Source organism: Saccharothrix obliqua (genome assembly GCF_019375475.1).
GTDB classification, from domain to species: domain Bacteria; phylum Actinomycetota; class Actinomycetes; order Mycobacteriales; family Pseudonocardiaceae; genus Actinosynnema; species Actinosynnema obliqua.
This window is the reverse complement of record NZ_JAHXGQ010000007.1, coordinates 422,047-442,005: the sequence shown is the minus strand read 5'-3', so window position 1 is coordinate 442,005 and position 19,959 is coordinate 422,047. Positions and strand designations below refer to the sequence as shown.

The window sequence follows — 19,959 nt, the reverse complement described above, 5'->3', positions numbered from 1 at the left end:
TGGCTGACGCGCGTGGAATGCCGTCCATCTGGCAGGCTTGACCCGTGTTGAGGCTGGCGGGCGCGCGGCTGCTGGACGAGCGGGATCTGCACGAGGTCCTCGCGGTGTTGTCGAACGATCCCGTCGCGTCGTGCATGGTGGCCGCCCGCGTCGAGGTCGCGGGCCTCGACCCGTGGCGGCTCGGCGGCGAGGTGTGGGCGTACGACCACCGCTCGCTGCGTGGCGGGCGGGTCGACGCGTTGTGCTTCGCCGGGCCCAACCTGATCCCGCTCGGCGGCAACGCCTCCGCGTTGCGCGGGTTCGCCGACCGGGCTCGGCGGCGTGGCCGGATGTGCTCCTCCCTGGTCGGTCCCGCCGAGCAGGTCCTCGGGCTCTGGGAGGAACTGGCCCCCGACTGGGGTCCGGCCCGCGAGGTGCGTGCCGACCAGCCGTTGATGGCGCTCGGCGGCAGCCCCTCGGTGACCCCCGACCCCCTGGTCCGCCCGGTGCGCCCGGACGAGCTGGACCGGTACCTGCCGGCGGCGGTCGCGATGTTCATCGAAGAGGTGGGCGTCGACCCGTGTGCCGACGACGGCGGCACGTCCTACCGGGCCCGGGTCGCCGAGCTGATCGCGGGCGGTCGCGCGTTCGCCCGGTTCGAGGCGGGCGAAGTGGTGTTCAAGGCCGAGATCGGCGCGATGTCGGCGAAGGTCGGCCAGATCCAGGGCGTCTGGGTGCGCCCGGACCGGCGCGGGCAGGGCATCGGCACGGCGGGGACCGCGGCCGTCGCCGAACGCCTCGTGCGCGGGCTCGGCCGAACCGCGTCACTCTACGTGAACTGCTACAACGAAGTCGCGCGTGCCGCGTACCGCAAGATCGGGTTCACCCAGGTCGGGCAGTACGCGACAGTCCTGTTCTAGGCGTTGGGCATACTCGCACCGTGATGCTTCGGAAGTCCGCCATCGCCGTCGCCGCCCTCGTCGTGCTCAGCGGGTGCGGGCTGTTCTCCTCCCGGCCCGGACCCGACCAGGTCGCGGGTGACTTCCTCGGCAAGCTCGCCGCCGGTGACGTGGACGGCGCGGTGGCGCTCACCGACGACCCGGCCAAGGCCAAGGAACTGCTGGAGAAGGTGCGCGGGGCGGTGAAACCGGCCGCCGTGCGCGCGTCCGTGCAGCAGGTGCGCTCGTCGGGCGAGTCGACCACGGCGGACGCCACCGCGAAGCTGGAGTGGGACCTCGGGCGCAACCGCGTCTGGTCCTACGACACCAAGTTCGACCTGCGGCGCGAGGACGACAACTGGAAGGTGCACTGGGCGCCGTCCGTCGTGCACCCGAAGCTCGCCGCACAGCAGTCCATCGGCCTGCGCGAGGTGGCGCCCGCGCTCGCCCCGGTGCTGGACCGCGACGGGACGCCGCTGCTGGCGCCGGAGCAGGTCGTGTCGGTCCTGCTGGACCCGGCGCAGGCCGGTGACGTGGCGGCGGTGGCCGACTCGCTCGCGGGCGCGCTCAACCGGATCGACCCCGCCATCACGGCCGCGACCATCACCGAGGGCGTCGGCAAGGTGCCCGCCGGGCAGGTCTACCACGTCGCGGCGTTGCGGGACGCCGACTACCAGAGCGTGAAGCCCGCCATCTACGAGCTGCCCGGCGTGCGGTTCACGACGCAGACGTCGTTGCTGGCGCCGTCGCGTGATTTCGGCTCGCAGGTGCTGCCCGCGGTGCGCAAGGCCGTCGAGGAGGAGATCGCCGGCCGGTCCGGGCTGCGCGTCTACACGATGAACGCGGCCGGCGCGGAGGTCGAGGACCTGCACGACGTCGCGCCGGAACCCGCGCGGGCCGTGGCCACCGGGATGAGCCGCGCCGTGCAGACCGCCGCCGAGGACGCGGTGGAACCGGTCGCCGAACCGGCGATGCTGGTGGCGTTGTCCGCGTCCACCGGCGACATCCTGGCCGTCGCCCAGAACAAGCCCGCCGACGAGCAGGGCGCGATCGCGTTGACCGGCCGGTTCCCGCCCGGTTCCACGTTCAAGATCATCACGGCGGCGGCGGCCGTGGAGGCGGGCACGCCCGCCGACTCGCCGCAGCCGTGCCCCGCCAGGGTGACCATCGACGGGCGGCGGATCGTGCCCAACGACCACGACTTCGACAAGGGCACCGTCCCGCTGCACTCGGCGTTCGCGTTCTCCTGCAACACGACCTTCGCGCAGCTCGCCGCCGCGCTGCCGGCGGACGCGCTGACCAAGCAGGCGGACAAGTTCGGCCTGGGCGTCGACTTCGAGGTGCCGGCGCTGACCACCGTCACCGGGTCCGCCCCGCCCGCGACGGACGTCGTGGAACGCGCCGAGGACGGCTTCGGCCAGGGCAAGCTGCTCGCCAGCCCGTTCGGCATGGCGTTGGTGGCCGCCACGGCGGCTCGCGGCACCATGCCGACGCCGACGCTGCTCAAGGACCGCGAGACCAAGGCCGACCACCAGCCGACCGCACCGTCGCCCGCCGTGCTGGAACCGTTGCGGGCCATGATGCGGGAGGTCGTCGAGACCGGCACCGCGCCGCAGTTGCGCCCGTACGGCGACGTGCGCGGCAAGACCGGCACGGCGCAGTTCGGCGACGGCGTCAACTCGCACGGGTGGTTCGTCGGCTACCGGGGCGACATCGCGTTCGCGACCCTCCTGCTGGGCGCGAACTCGTCGTCGCCCGCGGTCGACGCCTCCGCGCGGTTCCTCGCCGCGCTGGGCTGACGGGCGTCGGGTGATCAGCGTTGCGTGCCTGCTCGACCACAAAGCGGGCACACGGCGCATGGGGCTCGGCGAGGAGTCGTAACCTGTCACGTATGTCCGTGCGTGCCGTCCTGGAACCAGGGGTGCTCTCCCCACGTCGTCCGGTGCCCGCTGAAATCGAGCGGCCCGAGTACGTGGACAAGAAGGAGCCCCGCCGCAACACCGACCCGTGGGTGCAGCCGCCCGAGGTGATCGAGGCCATGCGCATCGCGGGCCGCCTCGCCGCGCAGGCCCTCCAGGAAGCGGGCAAGGCCGTCGCGCCCGGTGTCACCACCGACGAGCTGGACGCCATCGCGCACGAGTTCCTGTGCGACCACGGCGCGTACCCGTCGACGCTGGGCTACCGGGGCTTCCCCAAGTCGTGCTGCACCTCGCTGAACGAGGTCATCTGCCACGGCATCCCCGACTCGACCGTCATCCAGGACGGCGACATCGTGAACATCGACGTCACGGCGTACATCGGCGGCGTGCACGGCGACACGAACGCCACCTTCCTCGCGGGCGACGTGTCCGAGGAGGTGCGGCAGCTCGTGGAGCACACCCACGAGGCCACCATGCGGGCGATCAAGGCGGTCAAGCCCGGACGGCAGCTCAACGTCATCGGCCGGGTCATCGAGTCCTACGCCAACCGGTTCGGCTACGGCGTCGTGCGCGACTTCACCGGCCACGGCATCGGCCGCACGTTCCACAGCGGACTGGTGGTGCTGCACTACGACGCGCCGCACGTGCCCACGGTCATCGAACCCGGCATGACGTTCACCATCGAGCCGATGATCACCCTGGGCGGTATCGAGCACGAGGTGTGGGCGGACGGCTGGACCGTCACCACCAAGGACAAGAGCTGGACCGCCCAGTTCGAGCACACCCTGGTGGTCACCGACACGGGCGCGGAGATCCTGACCGTCTGCTGAGGCCGGCCCCGGCCCGGTGCTCAGGGCAGCTGGGTGATCAGGGCGGCGACCGCGGCGGCCACCTCGGCGGGCGCGGACGCCGTCGCCAGGTGGTTCGCCGCCAGCTCGCGCACCGGCCAGCCGAGGTCGCGTGCGGTTGCCAGCGCGCCGTCGTAGGCGGCGCTCAGGCGCAGGTAGCCGCACGGCCCCGTCCACGCCACCGTGGGGCCGGGCTCCTTGAGGAACGCCAGCGGCACCTCCGGCGCCTCGGCGACGATCTCCTCCAGCAACCGCACGTCCGGCACCATCCCGGCCAGGTCCTCCGGCGCGAACCAGCGGTCCCAACGCGGCATCAGGCCGTCGCGGGAGATCGACTTCAGCCGCGCCATGCGTTCCGCGGGCGTGTCGTCACGCCGGCTGCGGCCGGGTGTCGGCAGGTCCGCGTCCACGAACACCAGGCCCGTCACCGGGATCTCCAGGGCGTCGGCGAACGCGGGCAGCAGCGGACCGGCGCCGCCGTGCCCGACCAGCACCAGGTCGCCGTCCACCAGCGAGTCCTCCACGGCGTCCGCGAACACCCCGATCAGCCGCTGGTGCACGGGCGCGGCGTTCACCGTCACCCGCAGGTCGAGCAGGAGCACCGCGTGCCCGAGCGCGGCCAGCGCGCCGGCCAGCGGGCGCAGGCTCGCCGGGCCCAGGTAGGGGCTGTGCACCAGGACCGTGGTGGCGGGCGGGGAGACCATGACGTGGATGATGTCAGCCGCGACCGACAACTAGGGGGTTTTGGGACCGTGAGCGGTGCGCTGCTGATCGCCGGCACGACGTCGGACGCGGGCAAGAGCGTCCTGGTCGCCGGGTTGTGCCGGTGGCTGGCCCGCCAAGGCGTCCGGGTGGCCCCGTTCAAGGCCCAGAACATGTCGAACAACTCGGTGGTCACCGGCGACGGCGGCGAGATCGGCCGCGCGCAGGCCCTCCAGGCGGCGGCGTGCGGGCTGGAGCCCAGCGTCCGGTTCAACCCGGTGCTGCTCAAGCCCGGTGGCGACCGCAGCTCGCAGGTCGTGGTGCTGGGCAAGGCGGTCGGCGAGGTGTCGGCCCGGTCGTACCGGGAGCGCAAGGCCGGGTTGCTGCGGACGGTGCTGGCCACGCTGGCGGACCTGCGTGCCGACTACGAGGTCGTGGTGTGCGAGGGCGCGGGCTCGCCCGCCGAGATCAACCTGCGTGCCGACGACATCGCCAACATGGGCCTCGCGCGGGCCGCCGGGCTGCCCGTGCTCGTGGTCGGCGACATCGACCGGGGCGGGGTCTTCGCGCACCTGTTCGGCACGCTGGCCCTGCTCGACCCCGCGGACCAGGCGCTGGTGGCCGGGTTCGTGGTGAACAAGTTCCGGGGCGACCCGGCGCTGCTGGCGCCGGGGCTGGGGCAGTTGCGCGGGCTCACCGGGCGACCGGTGCTGGGCGTCCTGCCGTGGCGGGAGGAGCTGTGGCTCGACGCCGAGGACTCCCTGTCCTACGCGGCGGACGGCGTCATCGGCCGACCCGCGCCGCCGCGTGGCGACCAGTGGCTGCGGGTCGCCGTGGTGCGGTTGCCGCGCATCTCCAACGCGACCGACGTCGAAGCCCTGGCCTGCGAGCCCGGCGTGTCGGTGCGGTTCGTCACCGACCCGTCGCGGCTCGCGGACGCCGACCTGGTCGTGCTGCCCGGCTCCAAGGCCACCGTGGCGGACCTGGAGTGGTTGCGCGCCAACGGGCTGGCCGACGCCATCGCCCGCCACGACGGGCCGGTCCTGGGCATCTGCGGCGGTTTCCAGATGCTCGGCAGGCGCATCGAGGACGCCGTGGAGTCCCGCGCGGGCGTCGTGCCCGGTCTCGGGCTGCTCGACGTGGACGTGCGGTTCGAGGCGGACAAGGCGTTGCACCGGCCGCGTGGCGAGGCGTTCGGCGAACCCGTCACCGGTTACGAGATCCACCACGGCCGCGTGGTGCGGCGTGCGGGCGAGGGGCTGGTGACCCTGCCCGACGGCACGCCCGAGGGCGTGCTGGCCGGGCGCGTCGCGGGCACCCACTGGCACGGGTTGCTGGAGAACGACGGGTTCCGCCGCGCGTTCCTGCGCTGGGCCGCCGGGCACGCGGGCCGCGACGGGTTCCGGCCGGCGCCCGACACGGATTTCGCGGGCCGCCGCGCCGCGCAACTCGACCTGCTCGGCGACCTGGTGGCGGACCACCTCGACACCGGTGCGGTGCACGCGTTGCTGGAGAGGGGAACCGCTCCCGGACTCCCGGTCGTTCCGCCGGCGGGTGCTCCGCCCCTCACCTGACCGCGATGCGCGGGGTTCCGGGGTGCACGACCACCAAGTCGTGTGAAGTCACCGGCTGCTGCTCTCGCCGCCGGGTCGGGACGGGGATCACCGGGGGCGCGGCGAGGATCCGTTCGACCACCAAGTCGGCGAACCACCCACCGCTGCCCGCCGGTGGCCGCGTGCGCGACCGCCTGGCGCGGAACACTCGGGCGTCCAGCGGGTTCCCGTCAGATGACGGCTGTTCCGGTGGACGGGCGGAGGCGTGGGTGCTTGTCGAATCGCACGGCACACCTCCCCGGTGAATGGTCTTGTTAGGAAGGTACCGGGGAATGCGGCGGGGATACGTCCTTCGTTCGGGGGAACGTGGCGGGTTCGAGTTGCCTCACTGGTGGAGCAGCGTCGCCCAACCGTCGCCGTCCGGGCGCTCCGCCCACCCGTCCGGCCACCTGCGTCGGGAGTCGCCGACCTTGGTGCGCGCCCCGGCGAGGGCGGCGGTGGTGCGCTGGCCGAAGTCGGTCTCCCCGGCGAACGACGCCCCGCGGAACACCGCCTCCCCGAACACGACCCGCCGGAAGTCCGCCAGTCCCCGGAACTCGGTCTCGCGGAAGTCCGCTTGGTCGGTGAACTCGGTGCCGCGGAAGGTGGCCGGCCCGACGAACGTGGTGCCGACGAACGACGCCCGCCGCACGCGGGCGTGGGTCAGGGTGAGCTTCACGAGCGTGGCGTGCGACAGGTCGAGGGCGATGTCCGACCAGAACGCGTCCGGCTGGTCCGGGCGCAGGTGCGCGGCCAGCAACCCGGCCGCCGTCTGCCGCACCTCCTGCTCCTGGAACCGGGCGGTGTCGCGGGGACCGGTGCGGGCACGCACGTCGGGCGGCGGTGTGAACGGCATCCGCAGGTACGCGCACATGAGGTGCACGATGGTCTGCCGGTGCGCGGGGTTGCCCTGGGCGAGCCGTTCCAACGCGTACAGCCCGGCCAGGCGAACCGGGGCCTGGGGGCTGCCGAGCTGGTCGGCGGCCTTGCCGTACAGCTCGGTGACGCGGCGCTCGGTGGCGTCGTGGTCCTTCTGCACCAGGTCGATCTCGGTGTAGCGCTGCTTGCGCGCGGCCAGCAGCAGCGCCGCCGCGCCACCACCGCCGACGACGATGCCGGACGCGGTGCGGATCGCGTCCAGCCGCACGCCGTCACCCGGGTCGCCCGTGCCGAAGGTCACCAGCAGGGTGGTGGTCGCGACCGCGGCGAGGACCAGCAGCCCGATGCCCCAGCCGACGATGGTCCTGGCCGAAAGCACCCGGTGTTCCACGTGGTCCAGCTCATCGGACACCGGTCGGGGCGTCAATCACTATTCCGGGGGTGGCGGCCGGCCGGTGGACCGTCGTCGCCGCCATGCCGACCACGACCAGGACTGCCGCGGCCAGCCGGGTGAGCGGCACGGGCTCGTCCAGGAACAGCCACCCCGAGAACATGCCCGCCACCGGGACCAGCAACGCGAACGGCACGACGGTGCTCGCGTCGTGCTCCCGCAGCAGGAAGCCCCACGCGCCGAACCCGAACAGGGTGGAGATCCACGCGACGAAGAGCAGCGCGCCGACCCCGGACCAGCTCAGGCCGCCCAGCGCGGCGAAGATCGCGGGCGGGCCCTCGAAGATCACGGACAGCGCGAGCAGCGGGAGCGTCGCGGCGGCGCTCACCCAGACGATGAAGTTGAGCGCGTCCGGCGGCTTGGCGTAGCGGGTGACCACGTTGGACACGCCCCACGCCACGGCGGCGAGCACGACGAGCAGCAACGCCGAGAGCGGGCTGCCGACGCCGTGGTCGAGCGCGATCAGCACGATGCCCGTGCCCGCGACCGCCATGCCGACCAGTTGCACGGGCCGGGGCCGCTCGCGGAGCACCGCGGTCGCGAACAGCACGGTGAAGATCACCTGGCTCTGGAGGACCAGCGACGACAGCCCGGCGGGCATCCCGCGCTCCATGCCGAGGAACAGCAGGCCGAACTTGGCCACGCCGAGCGCGAGCGCGACGGCGAACACCCACCGCCACGCCACGCGCGGCCTGCCGACGAACCACAGCGCGGGCACCGCCGCCGCCAGGAAGCGCAGCGCGGAGAACAACAGCGGCGGGAACTCGTGCAGCCCCACCTTGATCACGACGAAGTTGACGCCCCAGATGGTGGTGGTGAGGACCGCGAGCGCGGCATGACGGGGTTTCACGTCGCCGAGTCTCGACCGGCGTAACGTTTAGCACCAGCGAATGATCGTAAAGCGTTGAGTTTAGAGCTGCTACACGACGAGGTGGCGGGTGCTGGATCTGGGCAGGTTGCGGGCGTTGCACGCGGTGGCGCGGCACGGGTCGGTCGGCGCGGCGGCCACGGCCCTCGGGTACACGCCGTCGGCGGTGTCCCAGCAGATCGCGAAGCTGGAGCGGGAGACGCGGACCACGCTGCTGGAGCGCCGCGGGCGCGGGGTGGCGTTGACCGACGCCGCGCACCTGCTCGCCGCCACCGCGGCCCGCGTGCTGGAACTCGTCGAGCACGCCGAGGTGGAGCTGGAGGAGCAGCGCGGCGCGGCCGTCGGCGTGCTGCGGGTCGGCGCGTTCGCCACCGCCGCGCGCGGGCTCCTGCCGTCCGCGCTGGTCGTGCTGCTGCGCGACCACCCGGGGCTGGACGTGCGCGTGGTCGAGATGGACCCGCCCGCCGCGCAGGAACTCGTCGCGCGCGGGGAGCTGGACCTCGCCGTCACCCACGACTGGGACAACGCGCCGCTCGCCGTGCCCGACGGCGTCGCGCGGGAAGCGCTCGGCCTGGACTACGCCGACGTGCTGCTGCCCGCCGGCCACCGGCTCGCCGACCGGACCGAGGTCGCGCCCGCCGACCTCGCGGGTGAGCGGTGGATCTGCCAGCCCGAGGGCACGATCTGCCACGACTGGCTGGTCAACACCTTCCGCGGCGCGGGGATGGAACCGGAACTCGCGTACCGGATCGGCGAGTACGAGACGCAGATCGCGTTGTTGTCCAAGGGGGTCGGGGTGGCGTTGCTGCCGCGGTTGGGGAGGGGGGAGCTGCCGGCCGCGGTTCGCGCTGTGCAGTTCGTGCCGACGCCCACCCGGCGGGTGTTCGCGATGTGGCGGGTGCAGGCCGCGCGTCGACCGGCGGTGGTGGCGGCGTTGGCCGCGTTGCGGGGGTGTTGGGAGGAGAGGGCCACGGCCTGAGCGGGAGCACAAGGGGCCTCCCGCGGTGAGCGGGAGGCCCCTTGGCTCGAAGTTTCCGACCCCGCGCCCCGAGATCGGAAAACGTCAGAGTGAGTGCCGTTGCAGCAACTCCTCCAGGAACCCGCCCGCCTCCGCGACCGCACGAGCCTGGTCGCGGTCGCGCACGGCCTCCAGGAGTCCGGCGTGCGAGACCTGCTCGTGCTCGTGATCGCGGTCCACGGTGGCCGTGATGCTGGCGCGGACGGCCTCCGTGAGCCCCTGGTACAACTCGGCGAGCAGCGTGTTGTGCGAACACTGCACGAGGAGCAGGTGGAACGCCGCGTCCCGTTCAACGAGGCTTTCCCAGTCCTGTGACGCCAGCGCGGCGTCACGCTCGTCCAGCAGCGTCTCCAGTCGGCGCAGTTCCTCGTCCGTGCGCTCGGTGGCGGCCAGGCGGGCGCCCTCCACCTCCAGCGTGCGGCGAACCTGGAGCACGTCGCGCAGCTCGCTACCGCAAAGCCGGCGGACGGCACCGGACAGCTCGCTGGTCGCGCGCACGAACGTGCCGTCACCCTGGCGGACCTCCAGCAGCCCGGCGTGGGACAGGGCACGCACCGCCTCCCGCACGGTGTTGCGGCCCACGCCGAGCGCGGTGACGAGTTCCGGTTCCGGGGGGATGCGCTGGCCGACCGGCCATTCGCCGCCGGAGATCGCGCCCCTCATCTGGTCGATCACCTGGTCGACGAGTCCGGCCCGTCGGGTAGTGGCCAACGGCACAGCGTCGTCCTTTCATCCGAACATCCCATGTCTGCAATAGTAATCCGGTGACGATCCCGCAGACCCGGTCAGACCGCACACCGTCGTTGGTTCACACTGCCACCGAACAGGGTGCCAATGCGACGATCGCCACCCATCCTTCAGCCAGTGCCGGTGGTCCGGCGGCCCCGAACCGCCAAGTTGCCCTGGTCGGCAGCACCCTGTTGGCGATCGGCGTAGCGCTCGCCGCCGCCAACCTGCGCCCGGCCGTCACCAGCCTGGCGTCCGTCCTCGGCGACGTCCGCGGGTCGCTCGGCGTGAGCACCGCGTGGACGTCCTCGCTCACCGCCCTGCCGACGCTCTGCTTCGGCTTCGCGGCGTTCCTCGCGCCCTGGCTCGGCCGCCGGCTCGGCATGGCGCGGGCGGTCGCGCTGGCGCTGGCGGTGTTGACCGCGGGCCTGGTGCTGCGCGTCGTCGACGGCCCGTTGGTGGTGCTCGGCGGCACGTTCATCGCCTGCGCCGGCATCGCGGTGTGCAACGTGGTCATCCCCGTTGTCGTGAAGGACTCGTTCCCGGGTCGCGTCGGGCTCATCACGGGCGTCTACACGGCGGCACTGGCCGCGGGCGCCGCGGTCGGGGCCGCCTTCACGCCGGTGCTGGAGTCGGTGTTCGGGTCGTGGCGGCTGGCCGTGGGCGCTTGGGCGTTCCTCTCGCTGGCCGCGTTGGTGATCTGGCTGTCCGGCGCGCGGCACGGGGTGGCCGTGGCCCGCGCCGCGGAGGCCACCCGCCCGGCGGCGGTCAAGCGGTCGCTGGCCCGGAACCCGCTGGCCTGGGTGATCACGGTGTTCTTCGGCTTGCAGTCGCTGCTCGCGTACACGGTGATGGGCTGGCTGCCGCAGATCCTCGGCGACGCCGGTGTCGACCGCACCACCGCCGGTCTGCTGCTCGCGATCACGATGGTGCTCGGGGTGCCGGTCAGCCTCGTCGTGCCGCCGCTGGCCGCCCGCCGACCCAGCCAGTCGCCGCTGGTGCTGGCGCTGGGCTCGCTGTCCATCGCCGGTGTCCTGGGGCTGGCGCTCGCGCCCGCCTGGGCGCCCGCGTTGTGGGTCGTGCTGGTCGGGGTGGGCATGGGCATGTTCCCCCTGGCCCTGGTGATGATCTCGCTGCGCACTTCGTCCACTTCGGACACTGCTCGGTTGTCGGCTATGGCGCAGAGTATCGGGTACCTGATCTCGGCCTCCGGGCCGTTCGCGTTCGGCGTGCTGCGCGGGGTCACCGGCGACTGGACGGTGTCGATGCTGCTGCTCGTGGTGCTGCTGGTGGTGTTGACCGGGTTGGGGTGGGTTGCCGGGCGGCCTCGGACGGTGTGAGTCGCTTCGTGGCCTGTGTGTGCTGGGCGGCGCGTGCGGTGTGAGTCCGGCTCGGGGTCTGTGTTGTGCCAGCGGCCTCGGACGGTGTGAGTCGCTTCGTGACCTGTGTGTGCTGGGCGGCTCGTGCGGTGTGAGTCGCTTTGTGGCCTGTGTGTGCTGGGCGGCTCGTGCGGTGTGAGTCCGGCTCGGGGTTTGGGTTAAAAGCGACGCTCGCCGCTTGGCAGGCCGCCAAGGAGTTTGAAAGAGCCGTCGTGTTCTCCCCGTATGGCCTGGTCAAGACAACCACCCTTTGCCAGGGAGGGCAAGCGAAAAGCGTGCTTGCCCTCCCTGGCAAAGCGCGGTTCGCTGGCGCGCAGGCCATACGGGGAGAACACGACGGGGGGTCTGGTGTGCCCTGGTCAGGGTTTGTGGCCGATGCCGACGTAAGCGCTGATGTAAGCGTCCGCGGAGTCCGGGTGCCATTCCGACAAGGGGACTACGCCGGGGTCGATGACGTCCAGTCCGGTGAAGAAGGCGGTGATTTCTCCCCGCGAGCGGAGGACCAGGGGGCTGTCGGTTCTGCGGTAGATGGCTTTTACCCGTTCGGTGTCCTCCACGCCCTCCAGGGGTACGCCTTCCAAGGTGCCGTGGGAGATGGCCAGGTAACTGCCGGGCGGCAGGGCTTCGCGGTACTCGGCCACGACGTTGTGCGGCTCGTCCGAGTCGGGCACGAAGTGCAGCACCGCGACCATGAGCAGGCCGATGGGGCGGTCGAAGTCGAGAACTGCTCGTGCGGTCTCGTCCTCCAACACGCTTTTCGGTGAACGGAGGTCCGCCTGGATCACGGTGGCGTTGGGGTTGTTCGCCAGCAGAGCCGTGCTGTGGGCGACGGCCACCGGTTCCACGTCGACGTAGACGACCCTCGCGTCCGGGTTGGCCTGCTGGGCTATCTCGTGCACGTTGCCGACCGTGGGTATGCCGGAGCCCAGGTCCAGGAACTGGTCCACGCCCCGGTCGAGCAGGTGGCGGACGGCTCTGCGCAGGAACGAGCGGTTCGCCCGCGCCGCGCCGGACATGCCCGGGTAGATCCGCTCCACGGCCTTGGCCGCCTCGCGGTCCACCGCGAAGTTGTGCGAGCCGCCCAGGAAGTAGTCGTACATCCGCGCCGCGCTCGGCCGGTTCAAGTCCACCGACGACGGGACCCAACTCGTCTGATCCATCCGATTCCCTCCGCGGTCGATGTGGCCGTGATCATCCCTCGCTGTCGTGTTCCGCGCCGGTGCCGGCCGGGGGCAGGGCGCGGATGGTGCGGGCCGGGTTGCCGGCGGCGAAGACGTGGGCGGGCACGTCGCGCACCACGACGCTGCCCGCGCCGATGACGGTGTTCTCGCCGATGGTGACGCCGGGGCAGACGATCACGCCGCCACCCAGCCAGGTGTTGTCCCCGATGGTGATGGGTGCGGCGCGTTCCCAGCCGGCGCGGCGCAGCTCGTGGTCCTCCACCGGGTGTAGGGCGGTCAGGAGCTGGGCACGGGGGCCGATGCGGACGTCCGCGCCGATCGTGATGCGTGCGTCGTCCATGAAGGTGGCGTCGGTGTTGACGAAGCTGTTGCGCCCGATGGTGATCCGCGTGCCGTAGCTGCACTGGAAGCGCGGCAGGACCGTCGCGCCGGGGGCCAGGTCCAGGAGGCGGTGCAGCGTTGTCTGGTCGCCCGTGGCGTTGAACCGGTCCAACACGGCTTGGCAGCGGCGGCGGTCTTCGGCCAGTTCCGGTTCGTCCAGGTACCACTCACCGCGCAGCAGCCGGTCCTTGTGCTCGCCCACGGCTCAGCTCCGGGAGTTCGGGTGGTGCTCGGGCCAGCTCGACGGGCGCTGGTCCGGCGGGAACAGGTGTGCCGGGGTGGCGGCCAGCTCGAACGACCGGCCGTCGAACGCGAGCGGCTCGCTTGCGCGGTCGTCCTGCGGGTCGGGGGCGGACAACACGAACGAAGCGCCCGCGAAACGCGGTGTCCGCCCGGCCGGGAGGAGGTGGTGGACGTCGTAGCGCTCCGCGCCCTGCGGCGTGTGCAGGTGGAACAACGCCCCGGCGTCCACCGGGCCGCCGAACGGGGTGGTGCCGCGTGGTTTCCGCACGCCCCTTCGCTTCTCGATGCGGCGGATCGTCGCGTACGTCTCCAGTTGGGCCTTCCACCGGGCGCGCAGGAGCAGCAGCAGTTCCAGGGCGGCCCTGAGGGCCTGCGGATCGCGTTCGAACGGGCCCGACATCAGGCGTAAGTAGTGGATCGTCTCGTCGTAGGGGGCCGCGGGGAACATGCGCACGCATGAGCGGAGCGATGACGCTCGGTGCCGTAACGGGACGTCGGGGTCGCCTGCTCGGCGCGCGTGCGCGGAAAAGCTCATGACTCCGGTGGCCTCCCTGGTAGGTCCCGGAGGACGACCGTAGCGGGTTGCCGGAACGATCACCTGACGATCGGCACAACCCGGGAGAGGGCGGGAAGGTGGAAGAGGTGTTGTTGGGCAAGCAGGACCTGCGGGAGGTGACGTCGTTCGCCGCCGGGTGCGCGGAGGTGGTGCTCGACGTGTTCGCCGCCGAGCGGCCCGAGGACCCGCGGCCCGCGGCGGCGGTGGGTGCCGCCTGGGAGTTCGCGCGGGGTGGTGAGCGCGGGAAGGTGTTGCGGGACGTGGCGTGGGCGGCGTTGAAGGCGGCAAAGGAGGTGGATGGGCCGGCTGCCCGTGAGGCGGCGTGGGCGGCGATGGCGGCGGCCGGGGCGGCCTATCTGCACCCCTTGGCCAAGGCCACGCAGGTCAAGCACATCCTCGGCGCTGCTGCTCATGCGGCCAGGGCTGTCGAGCTGGTCGCCGGCGGTGATCCCTCGGTGGGGTCCGGGCAGCTCGCGCTCGCGGCTCGTCGTGCTACGCCTGGTGTGGTGGACGTGTTGCGGCGCTACCCGGCCGCGCCGGGTGGGGGCGGGCGGGTCGGTGCGTTGATCCGCGAGCTGGACGAGGTCCTTCGTCGGCGATGAGGTGCCGCTCGCTCAGAGCGAACGCCGTGGGGAAACAATTCCGGGCTCATGTTGGTTGAGCGGTGCAGACTCAACTTTGGAGGATCAACATGGGCGAGACGTTGGCGCTCCCGGTGCTGCCGCTGGACGACGTCGTCGTGCTGCCGGGCATGGTCGTGCCGATCCGGCTCACCGGTTCGGACGCCACGACCGAGGCCCGCGCCGCCGTCGAAGCCGCCTCCGCGGCCGGTGGCGAAGCGCGGGTGCTGCTGGTGCCGCGGCTGGACGGCAAGTACGCCAAGGTCGGCACGCTGGCCGTGATCGAGCAGGTCGGCCGGCTGTCCGGCGGCGAGCGGGCGGCCGTGGTGCGGGGCACCGCGCGCGTCCGCATCGGCACCGGCACGACGGGACCGGGCGCGGCGCTGTGGGTGGAGGCGACCGTCGCCGACGAGTCGCCGGTGGACGACCGCACGCGGGAGCTGGCGCGCGAGTACCGGGCGCTGGTCACGACCATCCTCCAGCAGCGCGGCGCGTGGCAGGTCGTCGACTCGGTGCAGCAGGTGGACGAGCCGTCGGCGCTCGCCGACCTCGCCGGGTACGCGCCCTACCTGACCGAGGCGCAGAAGGTGTGGCTGCTGGAGACCAGCGACGTCGCGGAGCGGCTGGCGAAGCTGCTGGAGTGGGGCCGCGAGCACCTGACCGAGCTGGACGTCGCCGAGTCCATCCGCAAGGACGTCACCGAGGGCGTGGAGCGCCAGCAGCGCGAGTTCCTGCTGCGCCGCCAGCTCGCCGCCATCCGCAAGGAGCTGGCCGAGCTGGACGGCAAGCCCGCCACGGAGGAGCAGGACTACCGGGCCCGCGTCGAGGGCGCGGACCTGCCCGAGCACGTCCGCAAGGCCGCGCTCGCCGAGGTCGACAAGCTGGAGCGGACCTCCGACCAGTCGCCCGAGACCGGCTGGATCCGCACCTGGCTGGACACGGTGCTGGAGCTGCCCTGGAACAACCGCACCGAGGACGCCTACGACATCGCGGGCGCGCGGGCCGTGCTGGACGCCGACCACGCGGGCCTGGACGACGTGAAGGAGCGGATCACCGAGTACCTGGCGGTGCGCAGGCGGCGTGCCGACCGGGGCATGGGCGTCGTGGGCGGTCGGCGGTCCGGCGCGGTGCTGGCGCTGGTCGGCCCGCCCGGTGTCGGCAAGACGTCGCTGGGCGAGTCGGTGGCGCGGGCCATGGGCCGGGACTTCGTCCGGGTCGCGCTGGGCGGTGTGCGGGACGAGGCCGAGATCCGGGGCCACCGCCGCACCTACGTCGGCGCGCTGCCCGGCCGGATCGTGCGGGCCATCGCCGAGGCGGGCTCGATGAACCCCGTGGTGCTGCTGGACGAGATCGACAAGGTGGGCGCGGACTACCGGGGCGACCCGACCGCCGCGTTGCTGGAGGTGCTGGACCCGGCGCAGAACCACACCTTCCGGGACCACTACCTGGAGGTGGAGCTGGACCTGTCGGACGTGGTGTTCCTGGCCACGGCCAACGTCCTGGAGTCCATCCCCGGCCCGCTGCTGGACCGCATGGAACTGGTGCGGCTGGACGGCTACACCGAGGACGAGAAGGTCACCATCGCACGCGACCACCTGCTGCCGCGCCAGGTCGAGCGGGCCGGGCTGACCCCCGACGACGTGACGATCAGCGAGGACGCGCTGCGCAAGCTCGCCGGCGAGTACACCCGGGAGGCCGGCGTCCGGCAGTTGGAGCGCTCGCTCGCGCGGGTGCTGCGGAAGGTCACGGCGCGTGCCGCGCTGGAGGACGACGTGCTGCCGGTGGCGGTGGACGTGGCCGACCTGCGCGGCTACCTGGGCTCGCCGAAGTTCACACCCGAGTCGGCGGAGCGCACCGCCGTGCCCGGCGTGGCGACCGGGCTCGCCGTGACGGGCGCGGGCGGTGACGTGCTGTTCGTCGAGGCGTCCCTGGCCGAGCAGGGCACCGGTGCCGCCGGGGTCACGCTCACCGGCCAGCTCGGCGACGTGATGAAGGAATCGGCCCAGATCGCGCTGTCCTACCTGCGGTCCCACGACCGCCGGGCGGAGGCGCTGGCCGAGCGCGGCGTGCACATCCACGTGCCGGCGGGCGCGGTGCCCAAGGACGGGCCGTCGGCGGGCGTCACCATGATCACGGCGCTGGCGTCCCTGCTGTCCGGGCGACCGGTGCGGTCGGACGTGGCGATGACCGGCGAGGTGTCGCTGACCGGCCGGGTGCTGCCGATCGGCGGCGTGAAGCAGAAGCTGCTCGCGGCGCACCGGGCGGGCATCACCGAGGTGCTGATCCCGCGGCGCAACGAGCCCGACCTGGACGAGGTGCCGGAGTCGGTGCGCGCGGCGCTGACCGTGCACCTGGTCGGAGACGTGAGTGAGGTGCTGGACCTCGCACTGGAGGCCGAGACGGTGACCGCTACCGCAGCCGCGTGATGCCCTAGCGCTGGGTGCACAACACCTCCGTGCCGCTCTCCTTGGGGCACGGCAGGTAGCCCGCGTCCGTCATGCGGACGCGGGCGTCGTTGTGCCCCTGCACGTACTGGATGAACCGGTGCCCCAACGAGTCCGCCGGCGGCCGGCCCTTCGTGTACAGGTACTCGACGGTCCAGAACGGGTAGCCCGCGTCGATGCCCGTCGTCGTGTCGATCATCTTGCCGCCGATAGCGAGCGCCTCCAGCTTCCCGGCCTTGCGGGCCTCCGCCACGGAGGGCGCGTCGGCGTACCCGATCGCGCCGTCCACGGCGGCGACCTCCCGCACCACGTCGTCGTTCCTCTTCCGCTCGCAGCGGATCACCGACGCCTGCGGGTTGAGGCGGGCGGTGCGGCAGTCGTCGGACGTCAACGCGCCCTCGCGCGTGTCGAGCACCTTGCCCTCGAACAGCTTCCGCGTGCCCGAGTCGCCGTCCCGGCTCACGATCCTGATCGGCAGCGGGTCGCCGCCGCGCAACTGGCTCCAGTCCGTGTAGCGGCCCGCGTAGATGTCGCGCAACTGGTCCGGCCGCAACGAGTCCACGCCCACCGATGGGTGCGTGATCACGTGGTACACCACGATCGCCGCCTGGTGCGCCACCACGTCCAGCCCGTTCTGCTCACCATCGGACAGCGCGATCAGTGGCGCCCCCGGATCGGCATGCTCCACGTTCCGGAAGCCTTCGATGCTGCCGTTGGCCTCGGTTGTCACCCGCGCCTGCGGGCACGCCTTTTGGTACTGCTCGGCAATCTTCTGCATGGTCGGCATGAACACGCTCGATCCCTCCACGCGCAGCTCACCCTCGCCGCAGGCCACGGTCGGGTCCTGGCTGCCCGGCGTCCACGCGAGGGTCAGCACCAGCACGCCCGCCAGCACGGCCGCCAGGCCGCCGGTGAGCCGCGGCAGCGTGAGCAGCCGCTCCTGCTTCTCGTCGTGCAGCACACCGGTGTTGCCCAGGCTGCCGGCGACCCGGACGTCCTTGCCGAGTTCGCCGTTCCGGTTGGCCTCCGGCTCCCGCAGCACCACCAGCAGCTTGAACTTCTGCTTGCGCCGCAGCGTCAGGCCGTCCAGCCGCACGCCGTGCCACACGGGCTCGGCGACGGCGGGCGCGCGGTCCGGGCCGGGCCGGAACAGCCGGCCCACGCTCAACGCCATCCGCTCCCGCACGGTCGGCAACGACACCCGCGCCTGGCCCGTGTCCCGGCCGAAGAACTGGAGGCTGCGCCGGACCTCTTCCCGAAGCTCCTCGCTGCCCGCCTCGGACACCCGCGCGTTCCAGACGATCCGGTCGCCGAAGGTGAACGTCAGCGGACGGTCGAAGTCGTCCGGGTCGATGTCGTAGTTGCCGCTGTTGCGGACCCGGATGACGACGATGCTCATCCGGTCCAGCACCCGCACCAGCTCACGCAGCTGCGGCGCGTGCGCGTCGGTCCCGTCGTGCAGCTGCTCGGGACCCAGGCCGATCTTGGAGTTGTAGAGCACGCGGAAGCCGACCCGTTTGCGGCGCACGAAGAGCCGGTCGATGACCGGCGTCGCGAACAGCAACGCGATCGCGAGCGCCACCGGGCCGGGGCCGCCGAGGAAGTCCAGCGCGGACCGCAGGATCTGCACACCGAATTCTCGGTCGGCACCCCACCCGGCATTTCCACCACCGCCGGACGTTCACCCGGACTTCATGCGGCGGCCAACCCGCTACGGCCGAGGGGCGGACAGGTAGTCCTCCAACGGCACGGGCGTCAACCCGTCGCGCTTGCACCGTTCGAGGAACGCGAGGAAGTCCTCCACGAACGTCTGCCGGAAGTGCATGAGCACCACGTCGCCCGCGTTCAGCTTGCCGCCCGCCTGGAACTGCACGACGCCGTCGTTGACCGCCGCCGTCCACATCACCAGCGCCGTGAACCCGCAGTCGGTGGCCGCGCGGCGGGTGTTGGCGTCGTAGTTGCCGAACGGCGGCCGGAACAGCCTGGGTCGCGCGCCGACGTGCTGCTGGAGGTAGTCGGCGTTGCCGCAGATCTCCTGCTTCTGGAACTCGTAGGGCTTGCCCTGGAGGTTCGGGTGGTTGGCGGTGTGCGCGTGCACCTGCGCGCTGGCCCGGTCCTGCAACGCCTTGAAGTAGGCGGGGTCCTCCTGGACGTGCTTGGTGTTGAGGAACAACGACGGCCGGACGTTCGCCGACCGCATCAGCTCCAGCGCGGCCGGGTGCCGCACCGCGCCGTCGTCGATGGTGATGAACACGTGCGGCTGGTCGGTCTCGATCCGCCGCACCACCGGCACCAGGCCGTCCGGCGAGGCCGGTGGCTTCGCCCGCGCCGTCCCGTACGGGTAGGGGTGCTGGAACACCGGCACGGTCGTGCCACCCGGACCGGGCACCGCGGTGGGCGGTGTCGTCGTGGTGGGGGTGGTGGTCGTCGTCGGGGCCGGTGCCGCCGCTCGCGGCGTGGCCTCCGGTTCGGTGCCGCACGCCGTCGCGACCAGCGCCAAGGCGGCGGCGAGCGCCGCGCCGATCCTTCGCATGACTGAGGTCTCCCCGTGAGTCCGGCGCGCTGCGGAGTGCGCGCTACCCGCACATCTTGTGACGACCGGGGTCGCGGCGGGGTTGCCGGGGTGACGGACCTGCAACCCGATCGTGGCGGCGATAGGGTTCGGCGGAGCCGATTGTGGAGGATTTCGATGAGCCTTGAGCGCCCCGTCGCCCCCGATCCGTACGAGTTGCTGCCCGCCGTGCCGTCGTTCGAGGTGACCTCGACCGACATCCGCGACGGCGCGACCCTGCCGGACGCCCAGGCGCAGGCGGCGGGCGACACGTCGCCGCAGCTCTCCTGGTCCGGTTTCCCGGAGGGCACGCGGAGCTTCGCGGTCACCTGCTTCGACCCGGACGCGCCCACGCCCTCCGGCTTCTGGCACTGGGTCGCGGTGAACGTGCCGGCCGACGTGACCTCCCTGGACACCGGCGCGGGCGCGTCCGACGACGCGTTGCCGGGTGCGGCGTTCCACGTGCGCAACGACTACGGCGACCGCGCGTTCGGCGGCGCGGCGCCGCCGCCCGGCGACCGGCCGCACCGGTACATCTTCGTGGTGCACGCCGTGGACGTGGCGGAGCTGCCGGTGACCCCGGACGTCTCGCCCGCCGTGGTGAGCTTCAACCTGGCCTTCCACACGCTCGGCCGCGCGGTGCTCACCGCCACGTACGCGCGGGAATGAGCGCGGGTCGTCGGG

General features: G+C 72.4%; 18 protein-coding genes. 9 read left to right on the top strand and 9 right to left on the bottom strand.

The genetic code is table 11. From position 1 onward, the window contains the following. Positions 1–44: 44 nt before the first annotated feature. From KZQ38_RS23925 to map, 3 genes are all read left to right on the top strand, one after another. On the top strand, positions 45–899 hold the full coding sequence (locus KZQ38_RS23925) for a GNAT family N-acetyltransferase (RefSeq protein ID WP_219444635.1): 855 nt from the start codon (positions 45–47) through the stop codon (positions 897–899). A gap of 23 nt (positions 900–922) precedes the next feature. After that, positions 923–2,716, top strand: a complete 1,794-nt coding sequence (locus tag KZQ38_RS23920; protein WP_219444694.1) for a penicillin-binding transpeptidase domain-containing protein — start codon at positions 923–925, stop codon at positions 2,714–2,716. 92 nt (positions 2,717–2,808) lie between these two features. Continuing rightward, entirely contained in the window at positions 2,809–3,666 is an 858-nt protein-coding gene (map, locus tag KZQ38_RS23915) for a type I methionyl aminopeptidase (protein ID WP_219444633.1), read from the top strand. Positions 3,667–3,686: 20 nt separating this feature from the next. Here the strand turns inward: map and KZQ38_RS23910 are convergent, their stop codons facing one another. Next, on the bottom strand, positions 3,687–4,418 hold the full coding sequence (locus KZQ38_RS23910; RefSeq protein WP_257901979.1) for an alpha/beta hydrolase family protein: 732 nt from the start codon (positions 4,416–4,418) through the stop codon (positions 3,687–3,689). 18 nt (positions 4,419–4,436) lie between these two features. Here KZQ38_RS23910 and KZQ38_RS23905 point away from each other — a divergent pair, with 18 nt between their 5' ends. Beyond that, positions 4,437–5,960: a cobyric acid synthase gene (locus tag KZQ38_RS23905; protein ID WP_219444631.1), complete on the top strand. Its 1,524-nt coding sequence runs from the start codon at positions 4,437–4,439 to the stop codon at positions 5,958–5,960. A 364-nt stretch (positions 5,961–6,324) separates the two neighbouring features. On the opposite strand, the gene KZQ38_RS23900 is transcribed toward KZQ38_RS23905, so the two are convergent. Beyond that, positions 6,325–7,269: a pentapeptide repeat-containing protein gene (locus tag KZQ38_RS23900; RefSeq protein ID WP_308258557.1), complete on the bottom strand. Its 945-nt coding sequence runs from the start codon at positions 7,267–7,269 to the stop codon at positions 6,325–6,327. Next, positions 7,259–8,158, bottom strand: a complete 900-nt coding sequence (locus KZQ38_RS23895; RefSeq protein WP_219444629.1) for an EamA family transporter — start codon at positions 8,156–8,158, stop codon at positions 7,259–7,261. Before KZQ38_RS23895 ends, KZQ38_RS23900 begins: the two co-directional genes overlap by 11 nt. Before the next feature lie 88 nt (positions 8,159–8,246). On the opposite strand from KZQ38_RS23895, the gene KZQ38_RS23890 reads away from it, so the two are divergent. Then, positions 8,247–9,155, top strand: coding sequence for a LysR family transcriptional regulator (locus KZQ38_RS23890; RefSeq protein WP_219444627.1), 909 nt, complete (start codon positions 8,247–8,249; stop codon positions 9,153–9,155). An 84-nt stretch (positions 9,156–9,239) separates the two neighbouring features. Here the strand turns inward: KZQ38_RS23890 and KZQ38_RS23885 are convergent, their stop codons facing one another. After that, positions 9,240–9,911 (bottom strand): FadR/GntR family transcriptional regulator, encoded by a 672-nt coding sequence (locus KZQ38_RS23885; RefSeq protein ID WP_219444626.1) that lies wholly within the window; start codon positions 9,909–9,911, stop codon positions 9,240–9,242. A gap of 203 nt (positions 9,912–10,114) precedes the next feature. Between KZQ38_RS23885 and KZQ38_RS23880 the strand changes: the two genes are divergently transcribed. After that, the gene (locus KZQ38_RS23880; protein ID WP_257901977.1) at positions 10,115–11,260 is read left to right on the top strand and encodes an MFS transporter; all 1,146 of its coding nucleotides are present in this window, start codon (positions 10,115–10,117) and stop codon (positions 11,258–11,260) included. Positions 11,261–11,658: 398 nt separating this feature from the next. Here the strand turns inward: KZQ38_RS23880 and KZQ38_RS23875 are convergent, their stop codons facing one another. Genes KZQ38_RS23875 through KZQ38_RS23865 form a run of 3 tightly spaced genes read right to left on the bottom strand, consistent with a single transcriptional unit; the run spans position 11,659 to position 13,552 of the window. Beyond that, the gene (locus KZQ38_RS23875; protein ID WP_219444624.1) at positions 11,659–12,459 is read right to left on the bottom strand and encodes an SAM-dependent methyltransferase; all 801 of its coding nucleotides are present in this window, start codon (positions 12,457–12,459) and stop codon (positions 11,659–11,661) included. 31 nt (positions 12,460–12,490) lie between these two features. Then, the gene (locus KZQ38_RS23870; protein WP_219444622.1) at positions 12,491–13,063 is read right to left on the bottom strand and encodes a sugar O-acetyltransferase; all 573 of its coding nucleotides are present in this window, start codon (positions 13,061–13,063) and stop codon (positions 12,491–12,493) included. A 3-nt stretch (positions 13,064–13,066) separates the two neighbouring features. Beyond that, a complete protein-coding gene (locus KZQ38_RS23865; RefSeq protein WP_219444620.1) occupies positions 13,067–13,552 on the bottom strand; it encodes a hypothetical protein in 486 nt (161 codons plus the stop codon). Between the two features lie 185 nt (positions 13,553–13,737). Here KZQ38_RS23865 and KZQ38_RS23860 point away from each other — a divergent pair, with 185 nt between their 5' ends. Together KZQ38_RS23860 and lon are read left to right on the top strand one after the other, a co-directional pair. Continuing rightward, the gene (locus KZQ38_RS23860) at positions 13,738–14,262 is read left to right on the top strand and encodes a putative immunity protein (protein WP_219444618.1); all 525 of its coding nucleotides are present in this window, start codon (positions 13,738–13,740) and stop codon (positions 14,260–14,262) included. Positions 14,263–14,351: 89 nt separating this feature from the next. Then, positions 14,352–16,706, top strand: coding sequence for an endopeptidase La (gene lon / locus KZQ38_RS23855; protein ID WP_219444616.1), 2,355 nt, complete (start codon positions 14,352–14,354; stop codon positions 16,704–16,706). Positions 16,707–16,710: 4 nt separating this feature from the next. Here lon and KZQ38_RS23850 read toward each other — a convergent pair whose 3' ends face one another. Beyond that, positions 16,711–18,354: a PstS family phosphate ABC transporter substrate-binding protein gene (locus tag KZQ38_RS23850; protein WP_308258555.1), complete on the bottom strand. Its 1,644-nt coding sequence runs from the start codon at positions 18,352–18,354 to the stop codon at positions 16,711–16,713. 81 nt (positions 18,355–18,435) lie between these two features. After that, the gene (locus KZQ38_RS23845) at positions 18,436–19,257 is read right to left on the bottom strand and encodes a polysaccharide deacetylase family protein (RefSeq protein ID WP_219444614.1); all 822 of its coding nucleotides are present in this window, start codon (positions 19,255–19,257) and stop codon (positions 18,436–18,438) included. 156 nt (positions 19,258–19,413) lie between these two features. Between KZQ38_RS23845 and KZQ38_RS23840 the strand changes: the two genes are divergently transcribed. Continuing rightward, positions 19,414–19,944, top strand: a complete 531-nt coding sequence (locus KZQ38_RS23840) for a YbhB/YbcL family Raf kinase inhibitor-like protein (RefSeq protein ID WP_219444612.1) — start codon at positions 19,414–19,416, stop codon at positions 19,942–19,944. The last annotated feature ends 15 nt before the right edge of the window (positions 19,945–19,959 follow it).

Excerpts from the sequence above, each read along its gene's own strand:
- KZQ38_RS23920 (WP_219444694.1), top strand. The coding sequence starts at position 923 with ATGCTTCGGAAGTCCGCCATCGCCGTCGCCGCCCTCGTCGTGCTCAGC.
- map (WP_219444633.1), top strand. The coding sequence starts at position 2,809 with ATGTCCGTGCGTGCCGTCCTGGAACCAGGGGTGCTCTCCCCACGTCGT.
- KZQ38_RS23875 (WP_219444624.1), bottom strand. The coding sequence starts at position 12,459 with ATGGATCAGACGAGTTGGGTCCCGTCGTCGGTGGACTTGAACCGGCCG.
- KZQ38_RS23865 (WP_219444620.1), bottom strand. The coding sequence starts at position 13,552 with ATGTTCCCCGCGGCCCCCTACGACGAGACGATCCACTACTTACGCCTG.
- lon (WP_219444616.1), top strand. The coding sequence starts at position 14,352 with ATGGGCGAGACGTTGGCGCTCCCGGTGCTGCCGCTGGACGACGTCGTC.
- KZQ38_RS23845 (WP_219444614.1), bottom strand. The coding sequence starts at position 19,257 with ATGCGAAGGATCGGCGCGGCGCTCGCCGCCGCCTTGGCGCTGGTCGCG.
- KZQ38_RS23840 (WP_219444612.1), top strand. The coding sequence starts at position 19,414 with ATGAGCCTTGAGCGCCCCGTCGCCCCCGATCCGTACGAGTTGCTGCCC.